The organism is Rhizobium pisi (assembly GCF_003938655.1).
GTDB lineage: Bacteria > Pseudomonadota > Alphaproteobacteria > Rhizobiales > Rhizobiaceae > Rhizobium > Rhizobium pisi.
The window spans coordinates 238,393-252,029 of record NZ_RJJT01000009.1 but is presented as its reverse complement, the minus strand read 5'-3'; the positions used below and the strand labels follow the sequence as shown (position 1 = coordinate 252,029).

The following is a 13,637-nucleotide window of genomic DNA, read 5'->3' as shown; positions in this document are numbered from 1 at the left end:
GGCTGCGGGCATCGACATGATCAGGCCCAACCTCAATGCGCCGTCCCATCCACAATTACATGGTCGTGGTCCAGCGAGCATTTCTCCACCCGGGCCTCGACCCTGTAGATTTCCCGCAGCATCTCCGCAGTGACCACATCCCCCGGGGCGCCGCAGGCGCGCATGCGGCCGTTGGCGATGATGAGGACTTTGTCGGCGAAGCGCAGCGCCTGGTTGAGGTCGTGGAGGGCGATCAAGACGAGCATGCCTTTGGCGCGGGCCTGGCGGCGCATGAAATCGAGGACTTCGACCTGGCGGTGGAGGTCGAGCGCGCTTGTTGGTTCGTCCATCAGCATGATTTCGGGCTCGCGGACGAGCGCTTGGGCGATCGAGACGAGCTGGCGCTGGCCGCCGGACAACGCGCCGAGATCGCGGAAGGCGATGGCTGATATGTCGAGCGCCCTCATGATCTCGTCGATGAAGCGGAGGTCGCTGTCGCCGACCGCCCAGGATTGGCCCTGCTTGCGGGCGAGAAGGATGGATTCGTAGACGGTCAGCACCGCATTCGCCGACGTATCCTGCGGCATGTAGCTGATGGCGTTCTTCGCCTTCGAACCTTCGACGACGACGTCACCCGGGCCTCTAAGGAGGCCGGTAATGCGCTTGAAGAGCGTCGACTTGCCGGCGGCGTTCGGGCCGATCACCGCCACGACCTCGCCTGAAGTCATGACAGGCGTCGTGACACCTTCGACGAAGAGCTTGCGGCCGTGATAGGCGCCGACCGACTGCAACTGAAGCGCTACCATGACCGGCTCCTGTTCGAGAGGATGAGCGAGAAGAAGAAGGGCACGCCGACCAGCGCCGTGATGATGCCGATCGGGAAGACGACGCCGGGGATGATCGACTTCGAGACGATCGAGGTCAGCGAGAGCAGCAGGGCGCCCGAGAGGATCGAGCCAGGCAGGAAGAAGCGCTGGTCCTCGCCGAGGATCATGCGCGCGATATGCGGCCCGACGAGGCCGACGAAACCGATCGTGCCGACGAAGCTCACGGGGACTGCGGCAAGCAGTGAGATGACGAGCATGGTTTCCAGCCGGATGCGGCGGACGTTGACGCCGAAGCTTGCGGCCTTGTCCTCGCCGAGGCGGATCGCGGTCAGCGCCCAGGCGTTGCGGGCAAAGAGCGGCAGGGCGATCAGGAGAACGGCAAGCGTTACCCAGATCTTCGGCCAGGTGGCCTTGGTAAGGCTGCCCATGGTCCAGAAAACAACCGCCGACAGCGCCTGTTCGGAAGCGAGATATTGGAGGAAGGCGAGAGCCGCATTGAACGTGAAAACAAGCGCGATGCCGAGCAGCACCACCGTCTGCACCGAGACGCCGCGGGCCTGAGAGATGAAATGGATGAAGAGGGTGGCGATCAACGCCATGACGAAGGCGTTGACCGGCACGAGCAGGCCGGCTGCCAGAGGCAAAAGCGGGACGCTGGTGACGATTGCAAGAGCCGCGCCGAAGCTTGCGGCGGCCGAGATGCCGAGCGTGAAGGGGCTGGCGAGCGGATTGGCGAGGATCGTCTGCATCTGCGCGCCGGCGACGGAGAGCGAGGCGCCAACGACGATCGCCATCACGGCGACCGGCATGCGGATGTTCCAGACGACGGCCCGCACCTGATCCGAGACCGAGGACGGATCGAAGAGAGCGGCGACAACATCACCGAGGCTGTAGCGAGCCGGCCCCCAGGCGAGATCGACGGCAAAGGACAGGCAGAGGGCTGCCGTCATGACGGCAAGGATCAGCAGCTTGCGCCGGGCAAGAGCGCGGTAGCGCTCCCTCCCGGCTTCCACTTCGATCGATAGTGCGGCGATCTCGGCCATCGCTAAATTACTCACCCGCCTTGGCGTCGACCCAGTAACCCGGCTGATAGGCGACCGGCAGGAACTTCTCGTGGAATTCCTTGAAGGTGGCATCCGGATCGAGATCGGCAAAGAGGTTCGGATGGAACCACTTGGCCAGCTGCTGCACGGCGACGAACTGGTATGGGCTGGTATAGAACTGGTGCCAGATCGCATGGACATTGCCGCCGGCAACCGCCCTGGAGCCGGTGAAGGCAGGATTTTCCATCAGCGCATTCAGCGCCTTGCGGCTGTCGCCGAAGGTGGCGGCGGCATTCGGGCCGACATTCACGAAGTCCTTGGCGTTCTTGCTCTCGCACCAGTTGGAGCCGGTGACGACGATGACATCGGGATTGGAGGCGACGACCTGCTCGGCATTGATCGAGCCGGTATAACCCGGCAGGAAATCGGAGCCGAGATTGTGGCCGCCGGCCCAATCGACCATCAGGCCGAAATTGTCGGGACCGAAGGTGCCGCAGCATTCGACGAGGCCCGCGGCGCGATACATGAAGACATTCGGCTTCGGCGGATTGGCGGCCTTCAGCTTGTCGGTGACGCGCGCCATCTGCTCTTTCCAGAAGCTTGCTACGGCTTCGGCGCGGTCCTCATGGCCGAAGATCTGGCCGAGGATCTTCAGGCTCGGCTCGGTGTTGGCGAGAATGTGCTCGCGGAAATCGATATAGACGATCTTGACGCCGATGCCGCCGAGCATTTCCTCGAGCTTCACCTCGTCGGCGGCGGCCTTGTTGCCGATCGGCAGCAGCATGACATCGGGATGAAGCTTGACGACCGTTTCGGTCTGCACTGTGCCGTCTGTGAGGTTACCGAGGAAGGGCAGTTCCTTGCCCTTCGGAAACTTCTCGACATAGGCGTTGAAGCCATCCTTGTCGGTGGTCCAGAGGTCGTTGCGCCAGCCGACGATCTTGGCGAAGGGATCTTCCTTCTCGATCGGAGCGACGGCGTAGAGCATGCGGCCTTCCCCAAGGATCACGCGCTCGACCGGCTTGTCGAAGGTTACTTCACGGCCCGCGACGTCCTTGATGGTGAAGGACTGCGCCCAAGCCGAAAGCGGCATGAAGCCGGCAATCGCAGCCGCGGAGACTGCGAGCATTTTCACGAAATTCATCTGGAAATTCCCCCGGGGTCTGAATAATTTCCGCAGGCATAAGAAATATGACTTTATGAATCAAGTTATATGTTTTAGAGCATTTCCAAACTGATGCCATGCCGGGATGCCTGCGATGAATTCCATGAACACGAACTACTCCATCCGCGACGAAATCCGCGACTTCTGGTCGGAAAGAGCCGCAACCTTCGACCAGAGCGTCGGCCATGAAATTTTTTCGGAGGCCGAGCGGAAGGGCTGGCAGCGGCTGATCCGAAAGCATCTCGGCGAGGGGCAGGGGCGCGCTGCCCTGGATCTCGCCTGCGGCACTGCTGTCATCTCGCATCTGATGAACGATGCCGGCTTCAAGGTCACCGGCCTCGACTGGTCGGACGCGATGCTCGCGCGGGCGCGCGCCAAGGCGAAGAAGCGCGGCACCGATATCCGCTTCGTGTCCGGCGATGCCGAAAACACGATGGAGCCGAGGGACAGCTACGACACCATCACCAACCGGCATCTCGTCTGGACACTGGTCGACCCGGCTTCCGCCTTCAAGGAATGGTTCGCGGTGCTGAAGCCGGGTGGCAAGGTGCTGATCCTCGACGGCAACATGGGTAAGGAAACCTGGGTCAAGGGGCTGCAGAAGCTCTGGACTGAGATAACCGGCAAGCCGGCGGCGAGCCACATGTCGCCCGAGATGATGGCGCGGCACCAGAAGATCCGCTCGCGCGTGCATTTCGCCAATGAGATGCCGGCGGAAGCGGTGGTCGATCTTCTGCGCGAGGCCGGCTTTACGGATATTGTCGTTGATCGCAAGCTCGGTGATATACATTGGGCTCAGGCGCGCAAGATGCCGTTTTTGCGCGGGTTGGAGCGGATGGTGCAGGATCGGTTTGCGATTTGTGCGCGTAAGCCGGGGTGAGGGGTTTCCCCTTCTCCCCAGCGGGGAGAAGGTGGCCCGAAGGGTCGGATGAGGGGGCTCCACGGCACGCCATCCATTGCCCTTCGCTTGCGCTCAGTGCATTCGCGGCTTTGCCGCTCACCCCCTCATCGCCTCGCTATCGCTCCGGCACTTCTCCCCGCTGGGGCGAAGAGATTCGTGGCAGCCGCCCGATTCATTTCCTTCCAGATGCCTGAGGATGATGCCCTCTTGGGCGTTGAGGCTGTGGCTATTCTTAGGGAGTCCGCCGCACCGTATCCCGGCCCTTCGCAGGGCTCAGGGCGTTCGAAGCTGCAATCGATTCACTGGATCGATTGCTCCCGCTTTGCGGGACCGCTTCTCACCCACCGGTGACACTCATATGTCTCGCCACGGCCGGTCGGTTATGCGTGCGGTCGATGATGAAGTCGTGACCCTTGGGTTTGCGGGTGATGGCCTCATCGATCGCGGCGTGGAGGAGGGCGTCGTCTTCGGTGGCGCGCAGGGCCGCGCGCAGGTCGGCGGCGTCGTTCTGGCCGAGGCACATATAGAGTGTGCCGGTGCAGGTGAGGCGGACGCGGTTGCAGCTTTCGCAGAAATTATGGGTCATCGGCGTGATGAAGCCGAGGCGGCCGCCGGTTTCTTCGACCTTAACGTAACGCGCCGGGCCGCCTGTGTGGTAATCGATATCAGTGAGCGTGAACTGACGTTCGAGATCGGCGCGCAGCTGGGACAGTGGCAGGTACTGGTCGGTGCGGTCTTCGTCGATCTCGCCCATCGGCATGGTTTCGATGACGGTCAGGTCCATGCCGCGGCCATGGGCGAAGCGCAGCATCTCTGGCGTCTCGGCGTCGTTGAAATCCTTCAGCGCCACGGCATTGAGCTTGATCCTGATGCCGGCCTTCTGGGCTGCGTCGATGCCTTCCATGACCTTGTCGAAATCGCCCCAGCGGGTGATCTTGCGGAACTTGTCGGGATCGAGCGTATCGAGCGAGACGTTGATGCGACGCACACCGCAGTCATAAAGCTCTTCGGCGTGGCGGGAAAGCTGTGAGCCGTTGGTCGTCAGCGTCAGCTCGTCGAGGCCGGAGCCGATCTTTTCGCCGAGCCGGCGCACGAGATACATGATGTTCTTGCGCACCAGGGGCTCGCCGCCGGTTAGCCTGATCTTGTTGACGCCCTTGGCGATGAAGGCGGAACAGAGACGGTCGAGCTCTTCCAGCGTCAGTAGATCCTTCTTTGGCAGGAAGGTCATGTTTTCGGCCATGCAATAGGTGCAGCGAAAATCGCAGCGGTCGGTGACGGAGACGCGGAGATAGGTCACCGCCCGGCCGAAAGGGTCGGTCATCGGATGTGCATCCGCCACTAGCGGCGATGCGTTGCCTATCGTTCCAACTCTGGTGTTCACCTGTATCTCCGTACTCTCATCAATGTGGGCATATGCTATTGTCGCGTCAAGGGAAACAGGCCGCGCACGCCTACCAATTTCAGCTTGCGCTGAAAAAGATCAGCGCCTACTCCTCGCATGAGAAGGGGACAAAATGATGAGCGATATCTGGCCGAGCGAACTTCGCGTTTCGAAAGACCGGCAGCGGCTGGTGGTGACCTTCAACGATGGCCAGAGCTTCGAGCTTTCGGCCGAACTCTTGCGCGTGCTTTCCCCCTCGGCCGAGGTGCAGGGCCACGGGCCGGGGCAGAAGGTAACGGTGCCGGGCAAGCGCAACGTCGCGATCATCTCGATGATACCGACCGGCAATTATGCGGTCCGGATCGGCTTCGACGACATGCACGATACCGGCATCTATACCTGGATCTATCTGCGCGAACTCGGCGAACGCGGCGTTGAGCTATTTTCGGCCTATGAGGACGAGCTGCGCGAAAAGGGCATGAACCGCGACACCGCGGAAAAGCCGCGCTGATTTTCCAGTTCACAGCCATCGGGGGACATATGGCGAAAGCGAATAACAAGAACTGGCTGCGCGGCAAGGGCAGCGCCGCCGGCAGCAAGGTGACCTTCCTCGAGCTGTTCTTCGACCTGGTCTTCGTCTTTTCGATCTCGCAGCTTTCGCATGCGCTCGCCGCCCATTATACGCCGCTGGGTGCGGCCGAAGCGGGACTGATGACCTTCGCCGTCTGGTGGGTGTGGATCTTTACCGCCTGGGTGACGAACTGGCTCGACCCCGACAAGATGCCGGTGCGCGGCATGCTGGTGGTGCTGATGATGCTCGGGCTGGTGCTGTCTGCTTCCATCCCCGAGGCCTTCGGCGACAAGGGATTGCTCTTTGCCGGCGCCTATGTGGCGATGCAGGTCGGGCGCTCGCTATTTACGACCTATGCGATGACGCGGGTCGACCGGGCCAACACGCTGAATTTTATCCGCATCACGACCTGGCTTGTTGTCGCGGCCATCTTCTGGATCGCCGGCGGGCTGCTTGAACACGAAGCCCGGCTGATCGCCTGGGTAATTGCGCTGGCGATCGAGTATGTAGGACCGGCCGCTGGCTTTGCCGTGCCGGGACTCGGCCGTTCCACTCCGAGCGACTGGGACGTGTCGGGCGCTCATATGGCCGAGCGCTGCGCGCTCTTCGTCATCATCTGCCTTGGCGAAGCGATCCTCGTTTCCGGCCGCACCTTTTCCGAGTTGCCGATCTCGGGTCTGACCAGCCTTATCTTCGTGACCGCCTTCATCGGCACGGTCGCCATGTGGTGGCTCTATTTCCGCTTCGGTCACGGGCGTGCCGCTCATCGAATAGAGCATGAGGAGACGCCGGGAGCTTTGGCGCGGCAGGCCTTCACCTATGGGCATATTCCGATCCTGGCCGGCATCATCGTGCATGCGGTGGCGGTGGAATTCATGTTCTCACATCCGCATGAGACGGGCGACGTCGGCATTGCTGCGGCGGTGCTCGGCGGTTCCGGTCTGTTCCTGATCGGCAATCTCTGGTTCAAGGGCGCGACCAGCGGGCAGCTGCCGCTGTCGCACCTCGCCGGCCTCGTGCTTTTGATCCTGCTCGCCTTTGCCGCGCCCTTCATCGAAATCTATCTGATGGGCATTCTCGCGACGCTGGTGCTGATCATCGTCGCCGCCTGGGAATATCGCTCTCTGACCGGCACATCGGCGGCGCCGACGCTGCATTGATCATCAGTCGTCGTCGCGCAGATCCTTGAGTAGCATGGTGATGATCCGCTCCATCGAGGAGGCGGTCGCCATGCATTGCTCGATCGGCTCGTCGGAGAGTGTGCGTTCGATGAGATCGGTCTGGATCGTCATCGCAGATTCGGTCAGCCTGCGGCCTTCTCCGGTGAGGTAGAGGCGCAACACACGCTTGTCGCGCTCGTCGCCGCGCCGCTCGATCAGCCCGCGTTTTTCCATCTGCGGCAAGAGCATGCTCATGTTGGAGCGGCCGACCAGCAGCTTGCGCGCCAGCTCCTGCTGCGAGATGCCTTCGAAGCGGTAAAGGTTGACCAGAATATCGAGATGCGGGGGTTTGATGTCGAGATCGGCAAGCGAGCGGGCCAAGGATTGCTGCATGAGCTGGCAGGCGCGCGCCACTGCGATCCAGCTGCGGAAACGCGGATGATCCCAGGGAAGGGATTGATTTTTGTTCATCGTTGTACTTTATTGTTCAGTGTTGAACAGATTTTGGATTCCCACTATGGCAAATTTCGCGCTCAAGGTCATCCGCCTGGGGTTCTCGGCTCTGCAGGCGGTTTCGCCGCGGCTGGCGGGCCGGGCGGCATTCCTGATGTTCTGCCGCACTCCATCGCCGCGGCCGAAAGGCACGAAAGCGAAGGCGGCGCATGCAGCGGGTGCTGCGCGGCTTGCCGGCGCCGAGCGCTTCGTCCTCAGGCTTGCGGGCGGGGCCAAGGCGCATGCCTACCGGCTGAACGGTGGGGCGATCGGCCGGCGTAAGCGCTATCTCGTCACACATGGCTGGGGTTCCAGCGCCGAATATATGGCCGATCTCGTTTCGATGCTTTCGGCAACGGGTGCGGAGGTCATTGCGCTCGATTTTCCAGGACATGGCCGCGCGGGCGAGCGCTTCCTGCATATGGGGCTTGCGGTCGAGACGATTGCGGCGGCCGGGGAGCGATTCGGCGCGTTCGATGCGGCGATCGGCCATTCCTTCGGCGGTGCGGCGCTGATGGTCTCGATGGCAGGCCTGCTGCCCGGCGTTGCGCCCGCCACCGGCGAGCGACTGGTGCTGATCGGCGCGCCGAGCGAGATGGCCTGGCTGTTTACCGATTTCGGCCGGATGGTCGGCCTTCGCGCCGCTGCACAAGCCGCACTTGAGAATGAGGTCTACAGGGTCGCCGGACGGAGACTCGAGGATTTCGACGTGGGTGGCGCGGCGAGCGGTATCGGCCGGCCGGTGCTCGTCATCCATGCCGAGGACGACAAGGAAGTGTCTCCGGCCCATGCCAGGCGTTATGGCGCAGCGGGCGAGCGCGTCCGGCTGTTCTGGGCGAACGGCTTCGGACACCGGCGCATCATCGGTGCCGCGCCGGTGCTTGCCGCGATCGAGGCATTTCACGAAGGCGATCGCAATAAAGAAGACATCCCTGCCGAAAGCATCAAAAAAGATGCGGAGATCATTCCATTTTTTGAGCTTCCGGCGAGGCGCGCAGCATTGTAGCGTCCGTGGCGAAGATCAAGCCGCGGCGGGGCGCCTCATGAAAATCATCAGCAGTATCGAAGAGCTCAATACGATCTATGGCGCCGGGCTGTCGCAGGCTTCGGTCGACAAGGTGACCAAACGTTTGACGCCGCTCTATCGTGAGATGATCGAGATTTCGCCTTTCGCGGCGCTTGCGACCGTCGGGCCGGAGGGGCTCGACTGCTCCCCACGCGGCGATCTTGGCGGCGTGGTGCGCGTCGTCGACGACGAAACGCTGCATCTGCCGGACTGGCGCGGCAACAATCGCGTCGATTCGCTCTCCAACATCGTGCGCGATCCGAGGCTTGCCCTGATGTTCCTGATCCCGGGCTCGAATACGACGATGCGCATCAACGGCCGCGGCGTCGTCTCCGACGACGAGGCGTTGCTTTCAAGCTTCGAGATGGACGGCAAGCACCCCCGCACCGTCATCGTCATCTCGATCGACGAGGTCTATTTCCAGTGCGCCCGCGCCGTGATGCGGGCCGAGCTTTGGAATGCCGAGCATTTCGCCGATCCGGCAGGCCTGCCGACGCCCGGGCAGTTGCTGAAGGCGGCCGTCAGTGATTTCGACCAGGAAACTTACGACCGGGAATGGCCCGGACGCGCGGCGAAGACGATGTGGTAAGCCGCCGTCACCTTGTGGTGACAGCGGTGGAGACGTGACAGGGCGGGCAGCCGTCAAGCCTTGTAGATCAGCCAGCTCTTGGTGAAGTCCTTCTGCATGCCGTCCTCATAGAGAATGGTGCAGTTGCGTCCGGCGTTCTTGGCGCCGTAGAGTGCAATGTCGGTCTTGCTGTAGAGTTCGCCGGCATCCTCGGCACTGGAGGCCATGCAGACGCCGATCGAGACGGTGACCGGGCCGTAGTTCACCCGTGTGCGGGAATTCTTGAAGGGCGTTGTCTCAAGCGTGCGGCGGATGCGCTCGGCGATTGCCATCACTTCCTCAGGCGTATTGCCTTCGATGATCAGCGCGAATTCCTCGCCGCCGGCGCGGGCGACGAAGACATCGCGCCGGACGTTGCTGCGGATGACGGAGGCGACGGTGGCAAGGATCTTGTCGCCGACCGGATGGCCGTAGGTATCGTTGATCTTCTTGAAATTGTCGATGTCGGCGAGCAGCAGCGCCGTCACCGGCCGCATGCCGGGACTGTTGAAGACAGCGGCGAGGCGATCGTCGAAGGCGCGGCGGTTGGAAAGGCGCGTCAGCGAGTCCGTATTGGCGATACGCTTGTATTCGTCGAGTTCCTTGCGGACCTCATCCATCTCCTGCGAGCGCTGGACGACGTCTTCGACGGTGCGTTCGCCGTGCGCCATGGTGTCGCCGGTCGCCTTGCTCAGGAGCTCGATGGCATTTTCGATCAGTTCGACGCTGGCATTGCTTTTGGAGGTGATGCGCTTGTGGGTTTCGCCGAGCAGCCTGGTATAGCTTTCGAGCGAGTTCTGCTCCTGTCTCAGGATCCGTAGCAGTCCGTCGAGTTCGCCTGAAATGCGCGAATGGGCGTCATCAAAGACGCGGGCAGGGCTGTTGGTGAAATATTGCGAGCCGAGCGCGTCGAGTTCGGCCTGGGTCGCCTGGCTGCCGAGGGCCGCAAGCTCACGGGTCAGTGCCGGATTGGAGCCGATATAGGCTTCATAGAAGAGTTCGTAGTTTCGAGGTATCGGCGCAACGCCCATCGAGCGCATGGCATAGGTGATTTGGCCCGCTACGTCGGGAACCTGCACCTTAGGCGCGACAGCCGTATTCATCCGGCGAACTCCTCATATATTCGAAGGCAATAATTTATCTGTTAGCTTAAATTTCTTGGGAAAAGATTAAAGCGACATATACCAAAGATTACATACGACAACTTCCTATCCGAGCAATACTTCGATCAGGCCTATGATTCTGCATCAGAAAACGTATCTTTGCCAGGACAGTGCATACCCGTTGAACGGGAATGGCGTCAGAAAAACTTACAGTTCTTTTCGTGATTTCATGCAAACATCTCGTCATATTTCTTTCGCTATCCTCGCCGTCACCCTGATCGCCGGCAGCGCCTTACTGTCTGAGCACGCTGGTCTCTTCGCCGGAGCTTTCCACACGGAGATCCTTGCGAGGGTGGAGAACGGGGATGTGGTGAGTGCTGTGGATATTGCGGTCATGGCGCAAAATGCCGGTTCCTTGGACAGGGCGCCGGCGCGGTAGGCAGTTTACCGACTTCGTTTCGCATGCCTGAAAGAGTTCCGCTGGGGAGAAGAGGGAGCAAGCGGCCGGCTCGCCCACCCCCTCGGACCTGCATTGGCGCGGCCCCGCCATAATCACCCCAAATTCAATTCCTGGAAGAAATCGTTGCCCTTGTCATCGATGACGATGAAGGCCGGGAAGTCTTCCACTTCGATCTTCCAGACCGCTTCCATGCCGAGTTCGGGATATTCGAAGACCTCGACCTTGCGGATGCAGTCCTGCGCGAGGCGGGCGGCGGGGCCGCCGATCGAGCCGAGATAGAAGCCGCCATGCTTCTTGCAGGCCTCGCGCACGGCGCGTGAGCGGTTGCCCTTGGCAAGCATCACCATCGAGCCGCCGAAGGACTGGAACTGGTCGACGTAACTATCCATGCGGCCGGCCGTCGTCGGACCGAAGGAGCCGGAGGTATAACCCGCCGGCGTCTTGGCAGGGCCGGCATAATAGACCGGGTGGTTCTTGAGGTAATCGGGCATGCCTTCGCCCTTTTCCAGCCGCTCGCGGATCTTGGCGTGGGCGAGGTCGCGGGCGACGATGATGGTGCCGGTCAAGGAGAGCCGCGTCTTGACGGGATGCCTGGAAAGCTCGGCAAGCACCTCGGCCATCGGCCGGTTGAGATCGATATGAACAGTCGATTCCGACAGTTTCGCCTCGTCGATCTCGGGCATGTACTTGGACGGGTCGGTTTCGAGCTGCTCGATAAAGATGCCGTCGCGGGTGATGCGGCCCTTGGCCTGGCGGTCGGCGGAACACGAGACGCCGAGGCCGATCGGCAGCGAGGCGCCGTGACGGGGCAGGCGGATGACGCGCACGTCATGGCAGAAATACTTGCCGCCGAACTGGGCGCCGACGCCCATCTGTTGCGTCAGCTTGTGAATTTCCTTCTCCATTTCGACGTCGCGGAAGGCATGGCCGCTCTCGGAGCCCTCGGTCGGCAGTTCGTCGAGATAGCGGGTCGAGGCGAGCTTGACCGTTTTCAGGTTCATCTCGGCAGAGGTGCCGCCGATGACGATCGCCAGATGATAGGGAGGACAGGCTGCCGTCCCTAACGTCAGGATCTTCTCCTTGAGGAAGTCTATCATCCGGTCATGCGTCAAAAGCGACGGTGTGCCCTGGTAGAGGAAGGTCTTGTTTGCCGAGCCGCCGCCCTTGACGACGAAGAGGAATTCATAGGCGTCGGTGCCTTCCTCATAGATATCGATCTGGGCCGGCAGGTTGTTCTTGGTGTTTTTCTCCTCGAACATTTTGATCGGCGCCAGCTGCGAATAACGCAGGTTCTTCTCCTCATAGGCATCCATGACGCCGCGGGCGAGGGCGGCGCTATCCCCGCCTTCGGTCCAGACCCTGCGGCCCTTCTTGCCCATGATGATCGCCGTGCCGGTATCCTGGCACATGGGCAGCACGCCGCCGGCGGCGATGTTGGCGTTCTTCAACAGGTCGTAGGCGACGAAGCGGTCGTTGTCGGTCGCCTCGGGATCGTCGAGGATCGAGGCGAGCTGCTTCAGATGGCCGGGGCGCAGGAGATGGTTGATGTCGGCAAAGGCGGTTTCGGCGAGCAGGCGGATGCCTTCCGGCTCGACGGTCAGGATCTCCTGGCCCTTGAACGTATCGATCGACACATGGTCGCCGCTGATCTTGCGGTAAGGGGTGGCATCCTTGCCGAGGGGGAAGAGATCGTCAGCCATCGAAGTGACCTTTCTGCTGGGCGTGCGTCGCTAGATTGGAACCGGTCTAAATCCGCCGCGGGGCAAAAGCAATCGGGATGCGGCCGGAGTTCGGCCGGTTGAGACCATGGTCGCATGTGCTTTCGCAACCGGCGCGTCACGCGCAGCGGATGAGGTGAAATAGCGAAATCGGCACGAGTCTCGATAAAAGACGACTCAAAGTTGCCTTCGGTTCGAGGCCAGTCCATATTCCCGGCCGCGTTAACTTGCTGGAGCTTCCGATGACGAATGCAAAGCCAACTGCTAACGACGACCTTTTCATTTCTTTCGAACATGATCCGATCCGAGGGAATCTGCTTGAGAACGACAGCGATCCCGAGGGGGCGACCCTGTATCTCCGCTTTTTCGACGGTGTCCGGGTCGATGCGAAACAGGGCCTGACGCAGGAAACGATCATACAAGGGAAGTACGGGACTTTCACCGTGCAGCCCGACGGTCATTTCATCTACGAGCTGGATTACACGCTCGACGTGGTGAAGAATCTCAGGGCGCACGAACAGCTGATCGAAGAGATCCGCTACAAGATCTCCGATGGCGCAGGGGGAACGGATGTCGGCGTTTTTACCCAGGCGATCGACGGCGTCAATGAAGAGGACAAGTACCACGAAGTCCTGGATTTCGACGATATGGGCGTCTTATCGAGGGAAGATAATTTCTCCCTCCCCAATTACCGGGGCTTTGCTCTCTCGGTGAACGGCAGCCACGAGCTGACGCTTCTGAACGGTTTCGTCTACGATACCATCCCGGGCGTCGACGCCATCACCGAGGACGGTTTCAGCGACACCGTTCTATCGCCGGGTTCGGCGCCCGTGAGCTTGAAAATGGTCGATGGCGGGGATTTCACCTTTCAGGGCGTTTCAATCGCCGAATTGTCGGCATCGTCATTTCACCTGACGCTTACCGCGCTGAACGACGGGCAGATCGTCTATCAGCAGGAGCTTGAGGTCACTGGTCCCAATCTCGAGGTTGATATCGAAGACATCGATGAGATTCGTTTTGATTTCATGGGCAATTCTGTCGTGATGGACAATTTTTCGTTGTTGGTTTGAGGCTTGCCGGGTGTGTGATGGGTTGCCCCGGCCGGTGCCGGCAGGCGGGTGGCTTTATTCGTGTCGGTTGGAAGTTTCGCGAGACGGCTAC

General features: G+C 61.2%; 14 protein-coding genes. 7 read left to right on the top strand and 7 right to left on the bottom strand.

What is annotated here, in order from left to right; translation table 11 throughout:
- Positions 1–32 precede the first annotated feature (32 nt).
- The 3 genes from EFD55_RS15000 to EFD55_RS14990 are packed head-to-tail and all read right to left on the bottom strand — an operon-like array spanning position 33 to position 2,993.
- Positions 33–785, bottom strand: a complete 753-nt coding sequence (locus EFD55_RS15000) for an ABC transporter ATP-binding protein (RefSeq protein WP_125845839.1) — start codon at positions 783–785, stop codon at positions 33–35.
- Positions 779–1,849 (bottom strand): FecCD family ABC transporter permease, encoded by a 1,071-nt coding sequence (locus EFD55_RS14995; protein ID WP_125845838.1) that lies wholly within the window; start codon positions 1,847–1,849, stop codon positions 779–781. The genes EFD55_RS15000 and EFD55_RS14995 overlap by 7 nt, the downstream gene beginning before the upstream one ends.
- Before the next feature lie 7 nt (positions 1,850–1,856).
- Positions 1,857–2,993 carry an ABC transporter substrate-binding protein gene (locus EFD55_RS14990; protein WP_125845837.1) on the bottom strand — a complete coding sequence of 379 codons (1,137 nt, stop codon included), beginning with the start codon at positions 2,991–2,993 and terminating at the stop codon, positions 1,857–1,859.
- A gap of 115 nt (positions 2,994–3,108) precedes the next feature.
- Between EFD55_RS14990 and EFD55_RS14985 the strand changes: the two genes are divergently transcribed.
- Positions 3,109–3,894 carry a class I SAM-dependent methyltransferase gene (locus EFD55_RS14985; protein WP_125845836.1) on the top strand — a complete coding sequence of 262 codons (786 nt, stop codon included), beginning with the start codon at positions 3,109–3,111 and terminating at the stop codon, positions 3,892–3,894.
- Positions 3,895–4,252: 358 nt separating this feature from the next.
- Here EFD55_RS14985 and moaA read toward each other — a convergent pair whose 3' ends face one another.
- Positions 4,253–5,299 (bottom strand): GTP 3',8-cyclase MoaA, encoded by a 1,047-nt coding sequence (gene moaA / locus EFD55_RS14980; RefSeq protein WP_125845835.1) that lies wholly within the window; start codon positions 5,297–5,299, stop codon positions 4,253–4,255.
- A 136-nt stretch (positions 5,300–5,435) separates the two neighbouring features.
- Here moaA and EFD55_RS14975 point away from each other — a divergent pair, with 136 nt between their 5' ends.
- Complete coding sequence (locus EFD55_RS14975; RefSeq protein ID WP_125845834.1) at positions 5,436–5,810, top strand: gamma-butyrobetaine hydroxylase family protein; 375 nt, start codon at positions 5,436–5,438, stop codon at positions 5,808–5,810.
- Positions 5,811–5,839: 29 nt separating this feature from the next.
- Positions 5,840–7,030, top strand: a complete 1,191-nt coding sequence (locus EFD55_RS14970) for a low temperature requirement protein A (protein WP_125845833.1) — start codon at positions 5,840–5,842, stop codon at positions 7,028–7,030.
- A gap of 3 nt (positions 7,031–7,033) precedes the next feature.
- On the opposite strand, the gene EFD55_RS14965 is transcribed toward EFD55_RS14970, so the two are convergent.
- Positions 7,034–7,501, bottom strand: coding sequence for a MarR family winged helix-turn-helix transcriptional regulator (locus EFD55_RS14965; RefSeq protein WP_125845832.1), 468 nt, complete (start codon positions 7,499–7,501; stop codon positions 7,034–7,036).
- Positions 7,502–7,547: 46 nt separating this feature from the next.
- On the opposite strand from EFD55_RS14965, the gene EFD55_RS14960 reads away from it, so the two are divergent.
- Both EFD55_RS14960 and EFD55_RS14955 read left to right on the top strand, forming a co-directional pair.
- Positions 7,548–8,528, top strand: coding sequence for an alpha/beta hydrolase (locus tag EFD55_RS14960; RefSeq protein ID WP_125845831.1), 981 nt, complete (start codon positions 7,548–7,550; stop codon positions 8,526–8,528).
- 37 nt (positions 8,529–8,565) lie between these two features.
- Entirely contained in the window at positions 8,566–9,177 is a 612-nt protein-coding gene (locus EFD55_RS14955; protein ID WP_125845830.1) for a pyridoxamine 5'-phosphate oxidase family protein, read from the top strand.
- 53 nt (positions 9,178–9,230) lie between these two features.
- Here the strand turns inward: EFD55_RS14955 and EFD55_RS14950 are convergent, their stop codons facing one another.
- The gene (locus tag EFD55_RS14950) at positions 9,231–10,298 is read right to left on the bottom strand and encodes a GGDEF domain-containing protein (protein WP_125845829.1); all 1,068 of its coding nucleotides are present in this window, start codon (positions 10,296–10,298) and stop codon (positions 9,231–9,233) included.
- A gap of 229 nt (positions 10,299–10,527) precedes the next feature.
- Here EFD55_RS14950 and EFD55_RS14945 point away from each other — a divergent pair, with 229 nt between their 5' ends.
- Positions 10,528–10,737 (top strand): hypothetical protein, encoded by a 210-nt coding sequence (locus EFD55_RS14945; RefSeq protein WP_125845876.1) that lies wholly within the window; start codon positions 10,528–10,530, stop codon positions 10,735–10,737.
- Between the two features lie 113 nt (positions 10,738–10,850).
- Here the strand turns inward: EFD55_RS14945 and EFD55_RS14940 are convergent, their stop codons facing one another.
- The gene (locus EFD55_RS14940) at positions 10,851–12,458 is read right to left on the bottom strand and encodes a fumarate hydratase (RefSeq protein WP_125845828.1); all 1,608 of its coding nucleotides are present in this window, start codon (positions 12,456–12,458) and stop codon (positions 10,851–10,853) included.
- Between the two features lie 260 nt (positions 12,459–12,718).
- On the opposite strand from EFD55_RS14940, the gene EFD55_RS14935 reads away from it, so the two are divergent.
- The gene (locus EFD55_RS14935) at positions 12,719–13,546 is read left to right on the top strand and encodes a cadherin-like domain-containing protein (protein WP_125845827.1); all 828 of its coding nucleotides are present in this window, start codon (positions 12,719–12,721) and stop codon (positions 13,544–13,546) included.
- Positions 13,547–13,637: the final 91 nt, after the last annotated feature.

Coding starts and splice junctions, on each gene's coding strand:
- EFD55_RS14970 (WP_125845833.1), top strand. CDS start 5,840: ATGGCGAAAGCGAATAACAAGAACTGGCTGCGCGGCAAGGGCAGCGCC.
- EFD55_RS14985 (WP_125845836.1), top strand. CDS start 3,109: ATGAATTCCATGAACACGAACTACTCCATCCGCGACGAAATCCGCGAC.
- EFD55_RS14995 (WP_125845838.1), bottom strand. CDS start 1,849: ATGGCCGAGATCGCCGCACTATCGATCGAAGTGGAAGCCGGGAGGGAG.
- EFD55_RS14950 (WP_125845829.1), bottom strand. CDS start 10,298: ATGAATACGGCTGTCGCGCCTAAGGTGCAGGTTCCCGACGTAGCGGGC.
- EFD55_RS14940 (WP_125845828.1), bottom strand. CDS start 12,458: ATGGCTGACGATCTCTTCCCCCTCGGCAAGGATGCCACCCCTTACCGC.
- EFD55_RS14945 (WP_125845876.1), top strand. CDS start 10,528: ATGCAAACATCTCGTCATATTTCTTTCGCTATCCTCGCCGTCACCCTG.
- EFD55_RS14990 (WP_125845837.1), bottom strand. CDS start 2,993: ATGAATTTCGTGAAAATGCTCGCAGTCTCCGCGGCTGCGATTGCCGGC.
- EFD55_RS14965 (WP_125845832.1), bottom strand. CDS start 7,501: ATGAACAAAAATCAATCCCTTCCCTGGGATCATCCGCGTTTCCGCAGC.
- EFD55_RS14955 (WP_125845830.1), top strand. CDS start 8,566: ATGAAAATCATCAGCAGTATCGAAGAGCTCAATACGATCTATGGCGCC.
- EFD55_RS14935 (WP_125845827.1), top strand. CDS start 12,719: ATGACGAATGCAAAGCCAACTGCTAACGACGACCTTTTCATTTCTTTC.
- EFD55_RS14975 (WP_125845834.1), top strand. CDS start 5,436: ATGAGCGATATCTGGCCGAGCGAACTTCGCGTTTCGAAAGACCGGCAG.
- EFD55_RS15000 (WP_125845839.1), bottom strand. CDS start 785: ATGGTAGCGCTTCAGTTGCAGTCGGTCGGCGCCTATCACGGCCGCAAG.
- EFD55_RS14960 (WP_125845831.1), top strand. CDS start 7,548: ATGGCAAATTTCGCGCTCAAGGTCATCCGCCTGGGGTTCTCGGCTCTG.